The sequence below is a fragment of the Paraburkholderia sp. SIMBA_030 genome, assembly GCF_046535245.1.
Classification (GTDB): Bacteria; Pseudomonadota; Gammaproteobacteria; order Burkholderiales; family Burkholderiaceae; genus Paraburkholderia.
The window spans coordinates 41,048-59,856 of sequence record NZ_JAWRXB010000028.1 but is presented as its reverse complement, the minus strand read 5'-3'; the positions used below and the strand labels follow the sequence as shown (position 1 = coordinate 59,856).

Sequence of the window (18,809 nt, the reverse complement as noted above, 5' to 3'; positions counted from 1 at the left end):
GCGGTTATCTAATTCGGTCGGTGGCCGAGGTGGCGAAACCGGTGGAGCGGCTGCCCGGCGTACCGGCGCCGACGGCCGCGAACCACGCGCGGGCATTGGCGACGTCGCGCGCGATGGCGGCAGTCAGCGTTTCGAGGTCGACATACTTCTCCTCGTCGCGCAGCTTTTTGAGGAATTCGACGCGCACGAGTTTGCCATACGCGTCGCCGTGCCAGTCGAGCAGATGCACTTCGAGCAGCACGCGGCCGGAATCGTCGACGGTGGGGCGCAGGCCGAGGCTCGCGACGCCCGGCAGCGGTTCGTCAGCCACGCCATGCACGCGCACGATGAAAATGCCCGCAAGCGCCGGACGCTTGTGGGCGATCGGCAGATTGAGCGTGGGAAAGCCGAGATCGCGGCCGAGTTTCATGCCGTGCACGACGTGGCCGCTGATCAGGTAGTCGCGGCCCAGCGCGGCCCGCGCCGAATCCAGATCGCCGGCCACCAGCGCCGTGCGCACGCCCGAGCTGGAAATGCGCGCGCCCGACGGATCGGCCACGGTTGCCATCTGCTCGACCTCGAAGCCGTACTGCTGACCCGCGGCCTTGAGCGACGCGAAGTCGCCCGCGCGCCTCGCGCCATAGCGGAAGTCGTCGCCGATCATCACCCAGCGCGCATGCAGGCCGTTGACGATGATCCGTTCGACGAACGCATCCGGCGACTGGCTGGCGAAGGTGTGATTGAAATGCTCGACTACCACCCGGTCGACGCCGTTGGTGCGCAGCGCCTCGAGTTTGTCGCGCAGCATCGCGATACGCGGCGGCGCGCCAGCCGGGTTGAAGAACTCGCGCGGGTGCGGCTCGAAGGTCATCACGCAGACGGGCAGGCCGCGTGCATCGGCAGCCGCGCGCACATGGGCGAGCAAAGCCTGATGGCCGCGGTGGACACCGTCGAAGTTGCCGATGGTCAGTGCGCAGGGCGCACGGCTTTCGGCATTGGGAAGACCGCGGAAGACTCTCACGATAGCGGGTTTGAGGTAGGGCGGCCGAGGTGCCGCAAAACAAACGATTATAAACGCTCGGCGCGTGACACGGCGGCGCGTCGCGGTTTCAGTGCCCCTCGAATGATAAAATCCGCGGATGAAAAAACTCGTCATCCTGATTTCCGGGCGGGGAAGCAACATGGAAGCCATCGTTCGCGCCTGTTCGCGCGAAGGCTGGCCGGCGCAAGTCGCTGCCGTGATCGCCAACCGTCCTGACGCAGCGGGCCTTGCGTTCGCGGCGTCGCACGACATTGCCACGGCGGTGGTCGACCACCGCCAGTTTCCCGATCGCGAGCGCTTCGACGCCGCGCTGGCGCGCGAAATCGACAGCTTCGCGCCCGACCTGGTCGTGCTCGCCGGCTTCATGCGGGTGCTCACGGCTGGTTTTGTCGACCATTACACCGGGCGCATGCTGAACGTGCACCCGTCGCTGCTGCCGAGCTTCCCGGGCCTGAAAACCCATCAACAGGCGCTCGACGCGGGCGTGCGGCTGCACGGCGCGTCGGTGCATTTCGTCACGTCGCAACTCGATCACGGGCCGATCGTCGTGCAGTCGGCCGTGCCCGTGCTGACAGGCGACACCCCCGCCATGCTCGCCGAGCGCGTGCTGGCAACCGAACACATCATTTATCCACGCGCGGTGCGCTGGTTCGTCGAAGGGCGTCTTGCTCTCGACGGCTTGCGTGTCACGCTTACGCCGCCGGAGCCGCAATGGCTCTTTGCCGGTCACACCGCCGGAGAGGGCGCATGAGATTGCATGGTTTTCTGATTGGACAAACCGAGACTTTGCTGGCTGAAGTCCTGAAACTGAACGGCCCGGCCGACGCCACCACCAGCCGTTTTTTCCGCGCGCATCCGAAGCTCGGGCACGGCGAACGCGGCGTGATCGCCGAGGCGGTCTTCGCCGTGCTGCGCCGCCGGATGGAATTCGCCCACCTGGCTGAAAGCGGCGCCGGCAGTCCGGCGCGCCGGATGGCCCTGCTCGGCCTGATGCAGACGGCGGGCCGCACGGCGCTCAAGCCGTTCGTGTCCGAAGCGGAATCGAAGTGGCTCGAACACGTCGCGATGATCGACCCGGAGAGCCTGCCGCTGCGCATCCGGCTAAATCTGCCCGACTGGATCTATCAGGCGCTGACCAAACGTTTTGAAGCCGCGGAACTGGCGCAACTGGCTGCGGCGCTGAACTATCCGGCGCCGTTGGACCTGCGCGCGAACCCGATCAAGGCAAGCCGCGACGACGTGCTGAATGCGCTGTCGAAGGCCGGTATCGAGGGCGGCGCGACGCCGTACGCGCCGTTCGGCGTGCGGGTGGTCGGCAAACCGCCGCTCACCAAGCTCGACGCGTTCCAGCACGGCTGGGTCGAAGTGCAGGACGAAGGCAGCCAGCTGCTGTGTTCGCTGGTCGCACCCAAGCGCGGCGAGATGATCGTCGACTTTTGCGCGGGCGCGGGCGGCAAGACGCTGGCGCTGGGCGGAGCGATGCGCTCGACCGGACGCCTGTACGCCTTCGACATCTCCGAGCGTCGTTTGGCCAAGCTCAAGCCGCGGCTTGCGCGCAGTGGCCTGTCGAACGTGAATCCGGTGCTGATCGACAGCGAACACGACGCCAAGATCAAGCGTTTGGCCGGCAAGATCGATCGCGTGCTGGTCGACGCACCGTGCAGCGGGCTGGGTACGCTGCGCCGCAATCCCGATCTGAAATGGCGTCAGTCGCCGGAATCGGTCGCCGAACTGGCGCCGAAGCAGGCGTCGATTCTGGCGAGCGCTGCGCGTCTGGTGAAGAAGGGCGGCCGGCTTGTCTACGCGACCTGCTCGATCCTGGAAGCGGAAAACGAAGTGGTCGTGCAGCAATTCCTCGCCGGCCATCCCGACTTCGTGCTGGTGCCCGCTCGCGATGTACTCGCGGAGCAGCGCATCGATCTGGAAATGGGCGATTACCTTTCGCTGTGGCCGCACCGCCACGCCACCGACGGCTTCTTTGCCGCCGTGCTGGAACGTCAGAGCTAGGCGCAGACACAAGAGGCTTTTTTGCCGGCGCCTGCGTTCTTTCTTTGAACACGGCGCGCCGGCGCATTCGGCAACATCATGCAAAACCGTATTTTTCCTCACATGTTCGGCGACCTCGCGCGCGACTTCGGCCAGCCGGTCATGCTGTGGCAGATCGGCGTGCTGCTCGGGATGCTGGCGATCGCGTGGCTGCTCGCGCGGGTGTTGCGCCGCACGCTCGATCTGCGGCGCCAGACGTACTACCAGACGCTGCGCTTCGGCGCGGAAAGTTTGAACCGCGCGGTTTTTCCGTTGATCGGCGCGGCGCTCGTCTGGGTCGCCAAGACAATCGCCGGCCAGTTCATGCATACCTCGCTGCTCGATCTGGCGTTGGTGCCGCTGTTTGGCATCGGCTTGATTTACATCGTCTTTTTCTTTGCGCGACGGGTGTTCAGCCATGACGGCGAGACCCATCCGTGGCTGTTTCTGGTCGAAAAGTTCGTCTTGCTGATCGTCTGGGTCGGCATGGTGCTCACCGTGATGGGCATTCAGGACGACGTGATCCGGTGGATGGGCAGCGTGCAGTTCCGGGTCGCCAATGCGCACATGACGCTGCTCTCGCTCAGCACGGGGCTGTTGTGGGTGTGTGTGACGATGATCGTCGCGATGTGGCTCGGCTCCACGTTCGAAGACCGGCTGATGCGCTCGAAGACGCTCGACGCCAATCTGAAAGTGGTGGTGGCGCGCGTCGGCCGGGCAGCGTTCGTGCTGGCGGCGGTGCTGATCAGCCTGTCGCTGGTCGGTATCGATATCACCGTGCTGGGCGTGTTCGGCGGCGCGCTGGGCGTGGGGCTCGGGTTCGGCTTGCAGAAAATCGCCAGCAACTACGTGTCGGGCTTCATCATTCTGATCGACCGCTCGCTGCGAATCGGCGACACGATCAACGTCAGCGGCTTGCAGGGCATGGTCACGCAGATTCGCACCCGTTACACGGTGGTGCGAGGTCTCGACGGCATCGAAACGCTGATTCCGAACGAAAAGCTGATTACGGATGTGGTGCAGAACCAGTCGTCGTATCTGACCCGCGGCTATGCGAAGGTGGCGGTGCAGGTCGCGTACACGTCCGACGTCGAACAGGCGATGGCGTTGCTTACCCAAGCCGCTGGGGGCGTCGCGCGGGTACTGCAGGAGCCGGCACCCACGGCCTATCTGGCCAGCTTCGGCGCCGACGGTATCAATCTCGAACTCGGTTTCTGGATCGAGGACGCAGCAACCGGTACCGCGGGCGTGCGCTCGGCCGTCAATCGCAATATCTGGCGTCTGTTCTCCGAGCACGACGTCTCGATTCCGTTCGCGCAACGCGAAGTGCGAATCGTCGGCAACGTGAGCGACGCAATGCCGCGGCCGGTAACAATGACCGCCACAGCCGCGAGCCAGGCCGGCAGCGCGCTCTGACGGGTATTTCGAACACGCCGGCATGTCTTGAGGAGACGTCCGGCATGTTCCTTCCGCTTGATGCCGCACAAAAAAACTCCATTTGTTACAAACACTTGGAACGCTTCAAGTAGAATGTCGTCCAATCCCGCTGTATGCTTTCACTTTCTTGACATGCGCACTTTGCGCATGTCTCGTGTTCCCGTTTCACAGGTAAATTGCCTTGTTGAATTCCTTGCTCGATTTCCTTGCCCACGGCCTGTTGCACTTCTCGTGGTTGCAACTTGTGCTGTACACGATGATCGCGACACATATCACGATCATCGGTGTGACGGTCTATCTGCATCGCTGCCAGGCGCACCGCGCGCTGGATCTGCATCCGGTCGTCAGTCATTTTTTCCGCTTCTGGCTGTGGATGACCACCGGCATGCTGACCGGCCAATGGGCCGCGATTCACCGCAAGCATCACGCGAAGTGCGAAACCGAAGAAGATCCGCATAGCCCGCAAACGCGCGGCATCTGGAAGGTGCTGCTCGAAGGCGCGGAACTGTACCGTTCCGAAGCGAAGAACGAAGAAACGATGCGCAAGTTCAGTCACGGCACGCCGAACGACTGGATGGAACGCAACGTCTATACGAAGTACCCGATCCTCGGCGTGAGCCTGATGATGGTGCTGAACGTCGCGCTGTTCGGTGTCGTCGGCCTGACCATCTGGGCCGTGCAGATGATCTGGATTCCGTTCTGGGCTGCCGGCGTGGTCAATGGCCTCGCGCACTTCTGGGGCTACCGCAACTTCAACTCGTCGGATGCGAGCACCAACATCTTCCCGTGGGGCATCATCATCGGCGGCGAAGAGTTGCATAACAATCACCATACGTATGCGACGTCGGCCAAGCTGTCGAACAAGTGGTACGAGTTCGATATCGGCTGGATGTACATCCGCATCCTGTCTGCGTTCCGTCTTGCCAAGGTGAAGAAGGTCGCGCCTACGCCGCGTCTGACCACCGGCAAGCTGGTGCTCGATCAGGACACGCTGCAGGCGGTGCTGGCAAACCGCTACGAGGTGATGGCGCGCTACGGTAAGGCGCTTAAGCGTGCGTACCGCCAGGAACTGGCGCATCTGAAGGAAGTGGGCGCACGTGAGAAGTATCAGGCGATGCGCGGCGCGCGTAGCTGGTTCCACAAGGAAGAGGCCGGTCTGGACGAGCCGCAGAAGCGGCTGCTGCCGCAAATCTCCGCGAACAGCCAGAAGCTCAAGACGTTCATCGAACTGCGCAACGAACTCGCGGCGATGTGGGAACGCTCCAATGCATCGCGCGATCAGTTGCTGATTCAGTTGCAAGACTGGTGTCATCGCGCTGAGCAGAGCGGTATTAAAGCGCTGCAAGAATTCGCGATGCGTCTGCGCCGCTATGCTTGACCACGAAATCTATTAAAATTTCGTTACGTCACAAAACCCCGCGTTGGCGGGGTTTTGCTTTTTGGGCCGCGGAAATTGCAACGGACAGCGATTGGCAGGGCGCGGCGGCAGAGCGAGGGCAGAGGAAATCATGGATCAGCAGGCGATCAGGAGGGTCGAGTACGACCGCCCGCAGGCGCAGGGCACCGCCTGCGGAATCGGGCAGGCGTGGGCGAAGGTGCCCGAGGTGCCGTCGGCAGAAGAGAAGGTCGCGCTGAAGGCGCGTATTCGCGCATTGCTTGCGCGTGAAAAAGCCGTGCTCGTCGCGCACTATTACGTCGACGCGCAATTGCAGGAACTCGCCGACGAAACCGGCGGCTGCGTAGCCGATTCGCTGGAGATGGCGCGCTTCGGCCGCGATCACGAGGCGCAGACGCTGGTCGTCGCAGGCGTGCGCTTCATGGGCGAGACAGCGAAAATCCTGAGTCCGGACAAACGCATTCTGATGCCCGATCTCGATGCGACCTGCTCGCTCGATCTTGGTTGCCCGGTCGATGAATTTTCGGCTTTCTGTGATGCTCATCCGAATCGCACGGTCGTCGTGTATGCGAACACGAGCGCGGCGGTCAAGGCACGCGCGGATTGGATGGTGACGTCGTCGATCGGTCTGGAGATCGTCGCCGATCTGCACGCGCGCGGCGAGAAAATCATCTGGGCGCCGGATCGGCACCTCGGCAGCTACATCCAGAGCAAGACCGGTGCGGACATGTTGCTGTGGCAGGGTTCGTGTCTCGTGCACGACGAGTTCAAAGGCATCGAACTCGATCTGCTGCGCGCCGAATATCCCGGCGCCAAAGTGCTGGTGCATCCGGAGTCGCCGGCAAATGTGGTTGCGCAAGCGGATGTGGTCGGTTCGACAACCCAGCTGATCGACGCCGCGCAGAAACTCGACGCGACGCATTTCATTGTGGCAACCGATCTCGGCATTCTGCACAAGATGCAGCTCGCCGCGCCCGGCAAGACCCTCATCGCGGCACCGACGGCGGGCAACAGCGCGACTTGCAAGAGCTGCGCGCATTGCCCGTGGATGGCGATGAACGGGCTCGCGAATCTGGCCGACGTGCTCGAGCGTGGTCACAACGAGATTTTCGTCGATCGTGCGGTCGGCGAGCGGGCGCGCTTGCCGATCGACCGGATGCTCGACTTCGCCGCGCGTCACAAGAAGCGCGTGCAGGCGAGCGGCGATCTCGCGCGCGACGCGCAACTGTATTCGAACGTGGGGGCAGCGTAATGGGGGCGGTTGAACGCAGTCAGGCCGAGGCGGTGTCGCCGCTGTTCGCTGAAATTAGGGCGCAGTATGGAGCGGCATTCGATGCCGCGTTGATGCGCAACGTCGCCGACGCGCTGGCCGAAGATGTCGGCGCAGGCGATCAGACCGGCCGCCTGGTGCCCGCGGATGACGTGCGCGATGCACGCATCATCGTGCGCGAAGATGCTGTCCTGTGTGGCGTGCCATGGTTCAACGCGGTGATGCGCGAGGTCGATCCGCGCATCGACATGCGCTGGCGCTATCGCGAGGGTGAGCGGATGACGGCCGACACGCCGGTTTGCGAACTGCGCGGCCCGGTGCGCGCGTTGCTGACCGCGGAGCGCAATGCGCTCAACTTCCTGCAACTGCTGTCGGGGGTGGCAAGCGCAACGCGCCGTTATGTCGACGCGATCGCGCACACGCGAACGCGCATCCTCGACACGCGTAAGACGTTGCCGGGATTGCGACTCGCGCAGAAATACGCGGTGCGCGTGGGCGGCGGCGCGAATCAGCGGCTCGCGTTGTACGACGGCATTCTGATCAAGGAAAACCACATCGCGGCGGCCGGCGGCGTCGGCGCGGCGATGGATGCGGCGTTTGCATTGAATGCGGGCGTGTCGATCCAGATCGAAGTCGAGACGCTGGCGCAGTTGGAAACCGCGTTGGCGCATCGCGCGCAATCCATTCTGCTCGACAACTTTTCGTTCGATGCGATGCGCGATGCGGTCCGTATCACAGCAGGGCGGGCGGTGCTGGAGGTGTCTGGAGGCGTGAACTTCGAGACGGTGCGGACTATTGCGGAAACGGGCGTCGATCGCGTGTCGATCGGTGCGTTGACCAAAGACGTGCGCGCGACAGACTACTCGATGCGGATCGTCTGAGCGGCACGCAAGCGCTGCGGCATAAACGAAAAGGCCAACGCGGGTTTATTCGCGATGGCCTTTTTACTCATCGTACCTGTCACACGTTGCGGTTGCGCACGTTTTCCGGCGAGAGAACCGTCGGCAGCGCTTTGGGCAAGGTTGCTGGCCAGTCGCGGCTGAAGTGCAAGCCACGGCTTTCGCGCCGCGAGCGCGCGCCTTCGACGATCAGCGACGCCACGTCGACCAGATTGCGCAGTTCGAGCAGATCGCGGCTCACCTTGAAGTTCGCGTAATACTCGTGGATCTCGTCGCGCAGCAGCGCAAGACGATGTTTCGCGCGCGCGAGCCGCTTGTCCGTACGCACGATGCCGACGTAATTCCACATCAACCGGCGCAACTCATCCCAGTTGTGCGCGACCACGACTTCTTCGTCCGGATCGGATACCCGGCTTTCGTCCCAGTCCGGCAGCGGGGCGTGAACGGCGGCGCTGAAGCCTTCTTCCTCGATGGCCTGTGCCGCGGAGCGCCCGATCACGAGGCACTCGAGCAACGAGTTGCTGGCGAGCCGATTGGCGCCGTGCAGGCCGGTGCACGACGTCTCGCCGACCGCGTAAAGTCCCGCGAGATCCGTGCGCCCGGCTAGATCGGTCACGACGCCGCCGCACGTGTAGTGCGCGGCGGGGACGACCGGAATCGGTTCTTTGGTAATGTCGATGCCGAATTCGAGGCAGCGGGCAAGAATCGTCGGAAAGTGTTCGCGCAGGAATTCGGCCGGCTGATGGCTAATGTCGAGATACACGCAATCGATGCCGCGTTTCTTGATCTCGAAGTCGATCGCGCGCGCGACGATGTCGCGCGGCGCGAGTTCCGCGCGTTCGTCGTGGTTCGGCATGAAACGCGTGCCGTCCGGCAGCTTCAGGATGCCGCCTTCACCGCGTACCGCTTCGGAAATCAGGAAGGACTTGGCGTATGGATGGAACAGGCAGGTCGGATGGAACTGGATGAACTCCATGTTCGCCACGCGGCAGCCGGCGCGCCAGGCCATCGCAATGCCGTCGCCGGTCGCAGTGTCGGGATTGGTGGTGTAAAGATAGACCTTGCCGGCACCGCCGGTGGCGAGCACGGTGTGGGGCGCTTCGATCGTCACGGTGCGGCCGCTTTGCAGATCGAGCGCGTACAAACCGTGACAGCGGCGGCCTGGCAGACCTAGGCGGTCGGACGTGATCAGGTCGATTGCGTAGTGGTCTTCGAGCAGGGTGATGTTCGGGTGACTGCGCACGCGCTCGCTGAGCGTGGCGACCACTGCATGGCCCGTAGCATCCGCCGCATGAATGATCCGGCGATGGCTATGGCCGCCCTCTCGCGTCAGATGAAAGCCGAGTTCGGCGGCGTCGTCTTTGGTGAACGGCACCCCTTGCGCGATCAGCCACTCGATTGCCGCCCGTCCGTGCTCGACGATAAAGCGGGTGGCTGCTTCGTCGCACAGGCCGCCGCCGGCGATCAGCGTGTCGCGCACGTGATTTTCAATGCTGTCTGTCGAATCCAGCACGGCGGCGATGCCGCCTTGCGCCCAGTCGCTCGCGCCTTCGGTCATCGATCGCTTGGCGACCACCGCAACCCGCCGTGTCTGCGCAAGATTGAGCGCGACGCTCAAGCCCGCCAGACCGCTACCGACAATCGCCACATCGAATTCCATCGCCTGCATCTCCGTCTTTCGTTTTGCCATGATGGCGCGCTATCCGCTCGCCGATAAACGAGAAAGGATACGCGCCGCGGCGCACGAGGGAAAGCTGGCTGATAGGCCTAAGACTGTCTTAAGCGATAAAGGACCGTTTAAGCAGCGGATAAAATGGCAACAGCGGGAGGGAAGGCAAAGGCGAGAGATGGCGCGCTGAATGCAAAAAGGCCTCGCACGAATGCGAGGCTTTTTTGTATGTCATTTGCCTTCGTCAGGCAGGAGCCAAGACTTACTTGATCTTGGTTTCCTTGTACTCGACGTGCTTACGGACGACCGGATCAAACTTCTTGATCAGCATCTTTTCCGGCATGTTGCGTTTGTTCTTCGTCGTCGTGTAGAAGTGACCCGTGCCTGCGGTCGATTCCAGCTTGATCTTGTCGCGTGCGCCTTTTGCCATGATCTACTCCTTAGGCTTCACCGCGTGCGCGCAGATCTGCGAGCACCGCGTCGATACCGTTCTTGTCGATCAGGCGCAGGCCGGCGTTCGAAACGCGCAGACGCACCCAACGGTTTTCGCTTTCCACCCAAATACGGCGGTTTTGCAGGTTCGGCAGGAACCGGCGCTTGGTTTTGTTGTTCGCGTGGGAAACGTTGTTGCCGCTCATCGGCGCTTTCCCAGTTACTTGGCATACGCGTGCCATGAGAGCACTCCTAATACGCTAATTCTGAGTTCGAACGCCGTGAAAGTTTCCCGGAAAGAACCGCGCTGAAATTCAGTCGCTTTTCCTTTCCGGAAGGCCTTGGTGGCTTCGGAACAGGGGGTTGGAAATAGGCAAACCGGAATTCTAGCAGAAAAAAAGCCGCAAAATCAAACCTTATTTGCGATGCCGGACTCGGCGCCGTGCCTTTATACCCCCGGGTTCAGGCCGGCTCACGGCCAGCCGGCGCGGGCGAACGAGTACGTGTGATCGGCGCCGATCACCAGATGATCGATCAGTTGCACGTCGATCAATGCCAGCGCGTCGCGCAGCGTGTGCGTCAAGCGGCAGTCGCTCGCGCTCGGCTGGACGGCGCCGGAGGGGTGATTATGCGCGACGATCAGGCTGGCGGCATTCAGGCTCAGCGCCCGCCGCGCGATCTCGCGTGGATAGACCGCCATGCGCGTCAGCGTGCCCCGCGCGCTTTCCTCGCAACGGATCAACCGGTGCCGTGCGTCGAGATAGAGCGATACGAAGACCTCATGCGGGCGGCCGCCGATCAGAAGGCGCAGGTAGTCCTGCACGGCTTCGGGCGAGTCCATGAGCGAGCGCTTGCGCATTCTGTCGATCAGCGAGCGCCGCGCCATTTCCATGATGGCGAGCAACTGCGCCTTTTTTGCCGGACCGATGCCGCGCAGGCCCTCGAAGTCGGTATGGCTCGCGTCGAGCATCGCGCGCAGCGAGCCGAAGCGATCGAGCAGTGTGCGCGCGACGTCGAACACGTTATGGCCCGGCAGGCCGGAGCCGAGCACCAGCACGATCATTTCGGTGTCCGACAGCACGCCCGGTCCGCTATCGAATAGCCGTTCCCGCGGCATGTCTTTTTTGTGCCATTTGCCGCTTGCAAGCGGGCGGGGCGCGGGTGTGCCGGCATCCGCGGCGGCGGCCGCGCAAGCCGCTCCAGTCGGCGCTGCGGACGGCGCCCGGTCGCGCTTCGCGGCAGCGGGCGTCCCAGCCTCGGGTAGGGTCGCCTTTGGCGGCGTTTCGTATGTCGTGCAGGCGCAATCTTCCATATGCTGATCCTCGTGGTTCGGGTTTGCGGCGGCGGGCGGCGCCCGAGCTTCCCGGCGGCGCACGCGACGGACCCAAGCCGCCGCCCGCTATGTGGCTTACAATAGCCATTTTGCGCACGGCACCCCGACGGTTTGCCACACGCGTCGACTGCGCCTGCGGCGCACGCGTACAGCGCGCTTCGACTGAGCGAGCACTGCATGAGCATCATCGACATTTCCGAAGTGAAGCCCGGTTCACATGTGACGCTTCACTACCGGCTTTCCCTTGCCGACGGCGCCGAAGTCATCAATACGTTTACCGATAAGCCAGCTACGCTTCTGCTTGGGGCCGGCCAGCTCGCGCCGCCGCTGGAAGATATTTTGCTGGGATTGAAGGTCGGTCACCATTCGACCTTTCAGCTAACGCCAGGTCAAGCGTTCGGCCCGCGCAATCCGGAGTTGATCCAGCGCGTTTCGCTGGCTACGCTGCGCGAAAACAGCATGATCGGCGAGGACTTTTCGCCAGGCGATCTGATCGAATTCAACGCGCCGGGTGGTGGCCGCTACGCCGGCGTCTTGAAGGAAGTCGGCGAAACGTCGGCCCTGTTCGATTTCAACCACCCGCTTGCCGGCCAGGCGCTGGCGTTTGAAGTGAAAATCATCGGGATTCTGTAAACATGAGCATCACGGATACGACTCTTGCCGAAACCGAGATCCTGCTGGCCCAGCCGCGCGGGTTCTGTGCCGGCGTCGATCGAGCCATCGAGATTGTCGAGCGCGCCATCAAGTTGCACGGCTCGCCGATCTACGTGCGCCACGAAATCGTCCATAACGCCTATGTCGTCGAGGATCTGCGCAAGAAGGGCGCAATCTTCATCGAACAGCTTGAAGAAGTGCCGGCCGGCAATACGGTCATTTTCAGCGCGCATGGCGTGTCGAAGGCAGTGCGCGCCGAGGCGGAGTCGCGCGGCCTGCGGGTGTACGACGCCACCTGTCCGCTCGTCACCAAAGTGCATATCGAAGTCGCGAAGATGCGCCAGGACGGCTTCGATATCGTCATGATCGGTCACAAGGGGCATCCTGAAGTGGAGGGCACGATGGGTCAGGCCGGCGAGGGCATGCATCTGGTAGAAGATATCGCGGACGTGCAGGCACTGACGCTGGCCGATCCCGAACGGATCGCGTTCGTTACGCAAACTACCTTGTCGGTCGACGATGCAGCCGAGATCATCGGCGCCTTGAAGGCGAAATACCCGGCGATCCGCGAGCCGAAGAAGCAGGACATCTGTTACGCCACGCAGAACCGCCAGGACGCGGTGAAGTTCATGGCGCCGCAGTGCGACGTCGTGATCGTAGTCGGCAGCCCGAATAGTTCGAACTCGAACCGGTTGCGCGAGTTATCCGAAAAGCTCGGTGTGCCCTCTTATATGGTGGACTCGCCGGATCAGATCGATCCGGTCTGGGTCGAGGGCAAACACCGGATCGGCGTGACGGCGGGCGCCTCGGCACCCGAGGTGCTGGCGCAAGCGGTAATCGGCCGGTTGCGCGAACTCGGCGTGCGTAACGTGCGCGCGCTCGACGGCATTGAGGAAAACATCGCGTTTCCGCTGCCGCGCGGACTAGGTCTGCCTGCCTGACAGTCTGTCAACACATCTGAAAGAAAAGCGCGCCCAAGGGCGCGCTTTTTTTTGCGCCCGCGAAATGGCTGCTCCATCAACAATAAAGTGCCGGATCATGGGGAAGTGGTGATTTCGGTGCCGCCGCGCGCAAATTATTTTGAATTGCGATTGCGTTTTTATTGAATTCGACTTCGATGCGACCCCGTTTTAAAGGCGTCAAAGCGGTCGCATCGATTTTTGGCGCACTAAAATAGTGCGCACGCTTTGATATCAATGGAAACGTAATACTTAACGCGAACCACTATGAAATCAGGCGTCGCGTCGGATCGCTGCAACACTTGATGCCATTGGGCGCAAGGGTGGTGCAACTGATGCACGAAAATAGTCGCAACCGGGTTGCGCCTTTGGGCGGATTTCGCTCTCAAAATAAGGTTGCAATGCAGGAAAACCCCACCGTTTCAACAATATTGCACGTCGCATAATTGGAGTTACAATGCGCGCGTTCTCAAGGCCTCCGGGTCCCGAACAATGGATTTTGCAAGGCGCAGGAGACCTACTTAATGCGAGTCAAATTTGCTTACGCCGTGTCCATCGTGACCGCGGTTGCGATGTTGACCGCGTGCGGCAAGAAGCAGGAAGGCGAGGCGGGCGCGGGTGCTTCGGCTGCGACAGCGGCGGCAGCACCGGCGAGCGAAGCGACTATCGTGAAGATCGGTCATGCGGCCCCATTAACGGGCGGCATTGCGCATCTTGGCAGGGACAATGAAAACGGCGCGCGTCTGGCGGTCGAGGAAATCAACGCGCGGGGCCTGACCATCGACGGTCACAAGATCCAGTTGCAGCTCGACGCGCAAGACGATGCCGCGGATCCGAAAACGGGTACGGCGGTCGCCGAAAAGTTCGTCGACGATCATGTCGTCGCCGTGGTCGGGCACCTGAATTCGGGCGTGTCGATTCCGGCATCGAAGATCTACAGCGATGCCGGAATCGTGCAGATCTCGCCGTCGTCGACGAATCCGGGGTACACGCAGCAAGGTTTCAAGACGACTTATCGGGTGGTCGTGACCGATGCCCAGCAGGGCCCGGCGCTTGCCAGCTACGCAACGAAAGTGCTTGGTGCGAAACGCATCGCGATCGTGGACGACTCGACCGTCTACGGCAAGGGACTGGCCGACGAGTTCGCGAAAACAGTACAGGCGAGCGGGGCGAAGATCGTCGCGCGCGAAGCCACGAATGACAGGGCTACGGAGTTCCAGGCGGTCCTTAAGAAGATCAAGCGTGTTCAGCCGGACGTGATCATGTTCGGCGGCATGGACGCAACGGGCGGGCCGTTTACGAAGCAGGCGGCGGCGCTCGGTATCAGGGCAAAAATCCTTGGCGGCGACGGCGTGTGTACCGACAAGGTGGGTGAGCTGGCGGGAACCGCCGTGCAGAACCTGGTCTGTTCGGAAGCAGGACTTGCGCTTTCGAAGATGGACAAGGGAGCGGACTTCGAAAAAAAGTACGTGGCCCGCTTCCACACGCCGGTGCAGATTTACGCGCCGTTCACGTATGACGCTGTGTACGTGATTGTCGATGCAATGAAGCGCGCTAATTCGATCGAGGCACCCAAGGTGCTGGCTGCGATGCCGTCCACCGATTACAACGGGGTAATCGGCCACATCGCGTTCGACGACAAGGGTGATTTGAAAGAGGGCGCCATTACGCTTTACGACTTCAAGGACGGCAAGAAAGCGGTTCTCGACGTCGTGAAGATGTGATGACGGGACGTTCAGCCTGACGGCACCGAAACCACCCAACGGTGCCGTTTTTGCATCCGCCATCGGTTCGTCCCCGACTGCATCCCGGTCGTAAGATGAATCGGGCGGCGGATAACCCTTACCGGTCTTTTACATCAGTACCCGCAGTGCCGTTGAGATTCCGTAACGCATCACCGCCCACCGGCTGATGAAGAGCGTGAATCCAGTTGCACGGGCTAAGGAGCATTAAATGGATATCTTCATCCAGCAGGTCCTCAACGGGCTGGTGCTTGGCAGCGTTTACGCCATCATCGCACTGGGCTATACGATGGTTTACGGCATCCTGGGCATCATCAACTTCGCGCACGGCGATGTGTTGATGGTGGGCGCGATGGTTGCGCTTTCAGCCATAGGCGTGCTGCAGAACCACTTCCCCGGCCTCGGCAACGTGCCGACGCTCGTCATCGCGTTGATCATCGCAGCAGTGGTTTGCTCGCTGGTCGGCTACACGATCGAGCGCGTGGCCTACCGGCCGTTGCGTAAAGCACCGCGTCTCGCCCCGCTGATCACCGCGATCGGCGTGTCGATCCTGCTGCAAACCCTCGCGATGATGATCTGGTCGCGCAACCCGCTGCCGTTCCCGCAGTTGTTGCCTACTGACCCGATCAATGTGATCAAGGCCACCGACACGACGCCAGGCGCCGTGATCTCGATGACCGAAATCGTGATCATGGTCGTGGCGTTCCTCGTGATGGGTGGTCTGTTGCTGCTGGTTCACAAGACCAAGCTCGGCCGCGCGATGCGTGCGATTGCCGAGAACCCGGGCGTCGCGAGCCTGATGGGCGTGAACCCGAATTTCGTGATTTCGGCGACCTTCATGATCGGCTCGGCGCTTGCCGCTCTCGCCGGTGTGATGATCGCGTCCGAATACGGCAACGCACACTTCTATATGGGCTTCATCCCGGGTCTGAAGGCCTTTACCGCGGCGGTGCTGGGCGGGATCGGCAACCTCGGCGGGGCGATGGTGGGCGGCGTGCTGCTTGGCCTGATCGAACAGTTGGGGGCCGGCTATATCGGCAACCTTACGGGCGGGGTGTTCGGCAGTAACTACCAGGACGTGTTCGCATTCATCGTGCTGATCGTCGTGCTGGTGTTCCGTCCGTCGGGCCTGTTGGGCGAACGTGTTGCGGATCGAGCATAAGGAGCAGACAGACATGACCTCAATTCAACCGATCGAGCCGTCCACGACGCTCATCCCCGAGAAGAACCTGACGAAGACGCTGACCGTCGGCATCGTCACCGCGATCTTCGTGATCGCCGCGCCAATGATCATCGGTGCCGCTGGCGGCAACTACTGGGTCCGCGTGCTCGACTTCGCGATGCTGTATGTGATGCTCGCGCTCGGCCTCAATGTGGTGGTCGGCTTCGCCGGCCTGCTGGACCTGGGCTACATCGCGTTCTACGCGATCGGCGCGTACACCGCGGCGCTGCTGAGTTCGCCGCACCTGACCTCGCAGTTCGAGTGGATCGCGCACCTGTTCCCGGGCGGCCTGCATACGCCGATCTGGATCATCGTGCCGATTGCGATGGGGCTCGCCGCGACCTTCGGCGTCCTGCTCGGCGCGCCGACCTTGCGTCTGCGTGGCGACTACCTCGCGATCGTGACACTGGGCTTCGGGGAGATTGTGCGGATCTTCATTAACAACCTCGACCGTCCGGTCAACATCACGAACGGGCCGAAGGGGATCACCGGCATCGCTCCAGTGTCGGCAGGCGGCTTCAGCCTCGCGCAGACCCACACGTTCCTCGGCTTCTCGTTCCCGTCGGTGTACATGTATTACTACCTGTTCGTGCTGTGCGCGCTGTTCGTGATCTGGACCTGTACGCGTTTGCAGCACTCGCGGATCGGCCGGGCATGGGCCGCGATCCGCGAGGACGAAATCGCTGCCAAGGCGATGGGCATCAACACCCGTAACGTGAAGCTGCTGGCCTTCGCGATGGGCGCGTCGTTCGGCGGCCTGTCGGGCGCGATGTTCGGTTCGTTCCAGGGCTTCGTGTCGCCGGAATCGTTCACGTTCTGGGAATCGGTGGTGGTGCTGGCGTGCGTGGTGCTCGGCGGGATGGGCCACATCCCCGGCGTGATTCTCGGCGCGGTGCTGCTCGCCGTGTTCCCGGAATTCCTGCGCTCGACGATGGGTCCGTTGCAGAACATGATCTTCGGCCATGAAATCGTCGATACCGAAGTGATCCGTCAGTTGCTGTATGGCCTCGCGATGGTCGTGATCATGCTGTACCGCTCGGAAGGCCTGTGGCCGTCGCCGAAGCACGAAGACAAGATTGCGAAACTGGCGAAGCGCGCCGGCAAGAAGCCGGTGCGCGCTTAAGGCCCGCAGGGAGAAATCATGAGCGATAACGTAAGCAACAACGTGGGCAGCGATCAGATCCGTCTGTCGGTGAAGGGCGTGAACAAACGCTTCGGCGGCTTGCAGGCACTGTCCGATGTCGGCCTGCAGATCAAGTCGGGCCAGATTTATGGCCTGATCGGCCCGAACGGCGCCGGCAAGACGACCTTCTTCAACGTGATCACGGGTCTGTACACGCCGGATTCGGGCGAGTTCAAGCTCGACGGCACTGCATACACGCCGACCGCCGTCTATCAGGTGGCGAAGGCGGGCATTGCCCGTACGTTCCAGAACATCCGTCTGTTCGGCGGCATGACCGCGCTGGAAAACGTGATGGTCGGGCGCCACGTGCGCACCAGGCACGGCCTGCTGGGCGCGGTGTTCCAGACGCCGTCCGAGCGCCGCGAAGAGCGCGAGATCAAGGAACGCGCGGTCGAACTGCTGGAGTATGTCGGCATTGCGCAGTACGCGGACTACACGTCGCGCAACTTGTCGTATGGTCACCAGCGCCGTCTGGAAATCGCCCGCGCATTGGCGACCGATCCGAAGCTGCTGGCGCTGGATGAGCCGGCCGCCGGCATGAACGCAACCGAGAAGGTGGAACTGACCAAGCTGCTCGACAAGATCCGCAGCGACGGCCGGACAATCCTGCTGATCGAACACGATGTGAAGCTGGTGATGGGCCTGTGCAATCAGATGACAGTGCTCGATTACGGCAAGGTGATTGCCCAGGGTCTGCCGCAGGACGTGCAGAAGGACCCGAAGGTGATTGAAGCTTATCTGGGTGCGGGGGTCCACTGATGGCTACGGCAATGTTGAAAATCAAGGGCCTGCAGGTCAATTACGGCGGCATTCAGGCAGTCAAGGGTATCGACCTCGAAGTCGCGCAGGGCGAACTGGTCACGCTGATCGGCGCGAACGGCGCGGGCAAGACCACGACGATGAAGGCGATCACGGGTCTGAAGCCGTACTCGGCGGGCGACATCGAGTACATGGGCCAGTCGATCAAGGGCATGCCCGCGCACGAACTGCTCAAGCGCGGACTGGCGATGGTGCCGGAAGGCCGCGGTATTTTCGCGCGCATGTCGATCGTCGAAAACATGCAGATGGGCGCTTATCTGCGTAACGATGCCGACGGCATCAAGGCGGACGTCGATCGCATGTTCGGCTTTTTCCCGCGCCTGAAGGAACGTGCGACGCAGTACGCGGGCACGCTCTCGGGCGGCGAGCAGCAGATGCTGGCGATGGCGCGCGCGATCATCAGCAAGCCGAAGCTGCTGTTGCTCGACGAACCGTCGATGGGTCTGTCGCCGATCATGGTCGAGAAGATCTTCGAAGTGGTGCGGTCGATCTCGGCGGAAGGCATGACCGTGCTGCTGGTCGAGCAGAACGCGCGTCTCGCGCTGCAGGCTGCGAACCGCGGTTACGTGATGGACTCGGGTCTGGTGACGATGTCCGGTGACGCCAAGCAGATGCTGGACGATCCGAAGGTGCGGGCCGCGTATTTGGGTGAATGAGCCGGTGAATAAGCTCGATTGAGTTTGCTATGTCTATGAAAAAGGCCGCATGCGCGATTTGCATGTGGCCTTTTTCTCTTGTGGGCACGCCC

The 18,809-nt window shown here is 62.2% G+C and carries 18 protein-coding genes; 13 read left to right on the top strand and 5 right to left on the bottom strand.

Features of this window, described 5'->3' with window-relative positions; all coding sequences use genetic code 11:
* Nucleotides 1–4 precede the first annotated feature (4 nt).
* Entirely contained in the window at nucleotides 5–1,000 is a 996-nt protein-coding gene (locus tag SB772_RS35150) for a bifunctional riboflavin kinase/FAD synthetase (RefSeq protein WP_410837725.1), read from the bottom strand.
* A gap of 118 nt (nucleotides 1,001–1,118) precedes the next feature.
* Between SB772_RS35150 and purN the strand changes: the two genes are divergently transcribed.
* The 6 genes from purN (at nucleotide 1,119) to nadC (ending at nucleotide 8,030) form a co-directional block, all read left to right on the top strand.
* Nucleotides 1,119–1,772, top strand: a complete 654-nt coding sequence (gene purN, locus SB772_RS35145; protein WP_410837724.1) for a phosphoribosylglycinamide formyltransferase — start codon at nucleotides 1,119–1,121, stop codon at nucleotides 1,770–1,772.
* A complete protein-coding gene (locus SB772_RS35140) occupies nucleotides 1,769–3,028 on the top strand; it encodes an RsmB/NOP family class I SAM-dependent RNA methyltransferase (protein ID WP_410837723.1) in 1,260 nt (419 codons plus the stop codon). Before purN ends, SB772_RS35140 begins: the two co-directional genes overlap by 4 nt.
* A 78-nt stretch (nucleotides 3,029–3,106) precedes the next feature.
* A complete protein-coding gene (locus SB772_RS35135; protein ID WP_410837722.1) occupies nucleotides 3,107–4,462 on the top strand; it encodes a mechanosensitive ion channel family protein in 1,356 nt (451 codons plus the stop codon).
* 202 nt (nucleotides 4,463–4,664) lie between these two features.
* Complete coding sequence (locus tag SB772_RS35130) at nucleotides 4,665–5,861, top strand: fatty acid desaturase (RefSeq protein ID WP_410837721.1); 1,197 nt, start codon at nucleotides 4,665–4,667, stop codon at nucleotides 5,859–5,861.
* 130 nt (nucleotides 5,862–5,991) lie between these two features.
* Nucleotides 5,992–7,131 carry a quinolinate synthase NadA gene (nadA, locus tag SB772_RS35125; protein WP_410837720.1) on the top strand — a complete coding sequence of 380 codons (1,140 nt, stop codon included), beginning with the start codon at nucleotides 5,992–5,994 and terminating at the stop codon, nucleotides 7,129–7,131.
* Entirely contained in the window at nucleotides 7,131–8,030 is a 900-nt protein-coding gene (nadC, locus tag SB772_RS35120) for a carboxylating nicotinate-nucleotide diphosphorylase (protein WP_410837719.1), read from the top strand. The genes nadA and nadC overlap by 1 nt, the downstream gene beginning before the upstream one ends.
* A gap of 79 nt (nucleotides 8,031–8,109) precedes the next feature.
* Here nadC and nadB read toward each other — a convergent pair whose 3' ends face one another.
* The 4 genes from nadB to radC form a co-directional block, all read right to left on the bottom strand.
* On the bottom strand, nucleotides 8,110–9,708 hold the full coding sequence (nadB, locus tag SB772_RS35115; protein ID WP_410837760.1) for an L-aspartate oxidase: 1,599 nt from the start codon (nucleotides 9,706–9,708) through the stop codon (nucleotides 8,110–8,112).
* Nucleotides 9,709–9,979: 271 nt separating this feature from the next.
* Nucleotides 9,980–10,147 carry a 50S ribosomal protein L33 gene (rpmG, locus tag SB772_RS35110; protein ID WP_007180630.1) on the bottom strand — a complete coding sequence of 56 codons (168 nt, stop codon included), beginning with the start codon at nucleotides 10,145–10,147 and terminating at the stop codon, nucleotides 9,980–9,982.
* Nucleotides 10,148–10,157: 10 nt separating this feature from the next.
* Complete coding sequence (rpmB, locus tag SB772_RS35105; RefSeq protein ID WP_007180631.1) at nucleotides 10,158–10,391, bottom strand: 50S ribosomal protein L28; 234 nt, start codon at nucleotides 10,389–10,391, stop codon at nucleotides 10,158–10,160.
* 230 nt (nucleotides 10,392–10,621) lie between these two features.
* Nucleotides 10,622–11,461: a RadC family protein gene (gene radC / locus SB772_RS35100; RefSeq protein ID WP_410837718.1), complete on the bottom strand. Its 840-nt coding sequence runs from the start codon at nucleotides 11,459–11,461 to the stop codon at nucleotides 10,622–10,624.
* A gap of 198 nt (nucleotides 11,462–11,659) precedes the next feature.
* Here radC and SB772_RS35095 point away from each other — a divergent pair, with 198 nt between their 5' ends.
* From SB772_RS35095 to SB772_RS35065, 7 genes are all read left to right on the top strand, one after another.
* Nucleotides 11,660–12,115, top strand: coding sequence for an FKBP-type peptidyl-prolyl cis-trans isomerase (locus SB772_RS35095; RefSeq protein ID WP_410837717.1), 456 nt, complete (start codon nucleotides 11,660–11,662; stop codon nucleotides 12,113–12,115).
* Between the two features lie 2 nt (nucleotides 12,116–12,117).
* Nucleotides 12,118–13,077 carry a 4-hydroxy-3-methylbut-2-enyl diphosphate reductase gene (gene ispH / locus SB772_RS35090; protein WP_410837716.1) on the top strand — a complete coding sequence of 320 codons (960 nt, stop codon included), beginning with the start codon at nucleotides 12,118–12,120 and terminating at the stop codon, nucleotides 13,075–13,077.
* Nucleotides 13,078–13,619: 542 nt separating this feature from the next.
* Nucleotides 13,620–14,819, top strand: coding sequence for a branched-chain amino acid ABC transporter substrate-binding protein (locus SB772_RS35085; protein ID WP_410837715.1), 1,200 nt, complete (start codon nucleotides 13,620–13,622; stop codon nucleotides 14,817–14,819).
* Nucleotides 14,820–15,048: 229 nt separating this feature from the next.
* Nucleotides 15,049–15,999, top strand: coding sequence for a branched-chain amino acid ABC transporter permease (locus tag SB772_RS35080; protein WP_341314507.1), 951 nt, complete (start codon nucleotides 15,049–15,051; stop codon nucleotides 15,997–15,999).
* A 13-nt stretch (nucleotides 16,000–16,012) separates the two neighbouring features.
* Nucleotides 16,013–17,182 (top strand): ABC transporter permease subunit, encoded by a 1,170-nt coding sequence (locus SB772_RS35075; protein WP_410837714.1) that lies wholly within the window; start codon nucleotides 16,013–16,015, stop codon nucleotides 17,180–17,182.
* Between the two features lie 18 nt (nucleotides 17,183–17,200).
* Nucleotides 17,201–18,001 (top strand): ABC transporter ATP-binding protein, encoded by an 801-nt coding sequence (locus SB772_RS35070; protein ID WP_410837713.1) that lies wholly within the window; start codon nucleotides 17,201–17,203, stop codon nucleotides 17,999–18,001.
* Nucleotides 18,001–18,717 (top strand): ABC transporter ATP-binding protein, encoded by a 717-nt coding sequence (locus SB772_RS35065; protein ID WP_410837712.1) that lies wholly within the window; start codon nucleotides 18,001–18,003, stop codon nucleotides 18,715–18,717. Before SB772_RS35070 ends, SB772_RS35065 begins: the two co-directional genes overlap by 1 nt.
* Nucleotides 18,718–18,809: the final 92 nt, after the last annotated feature.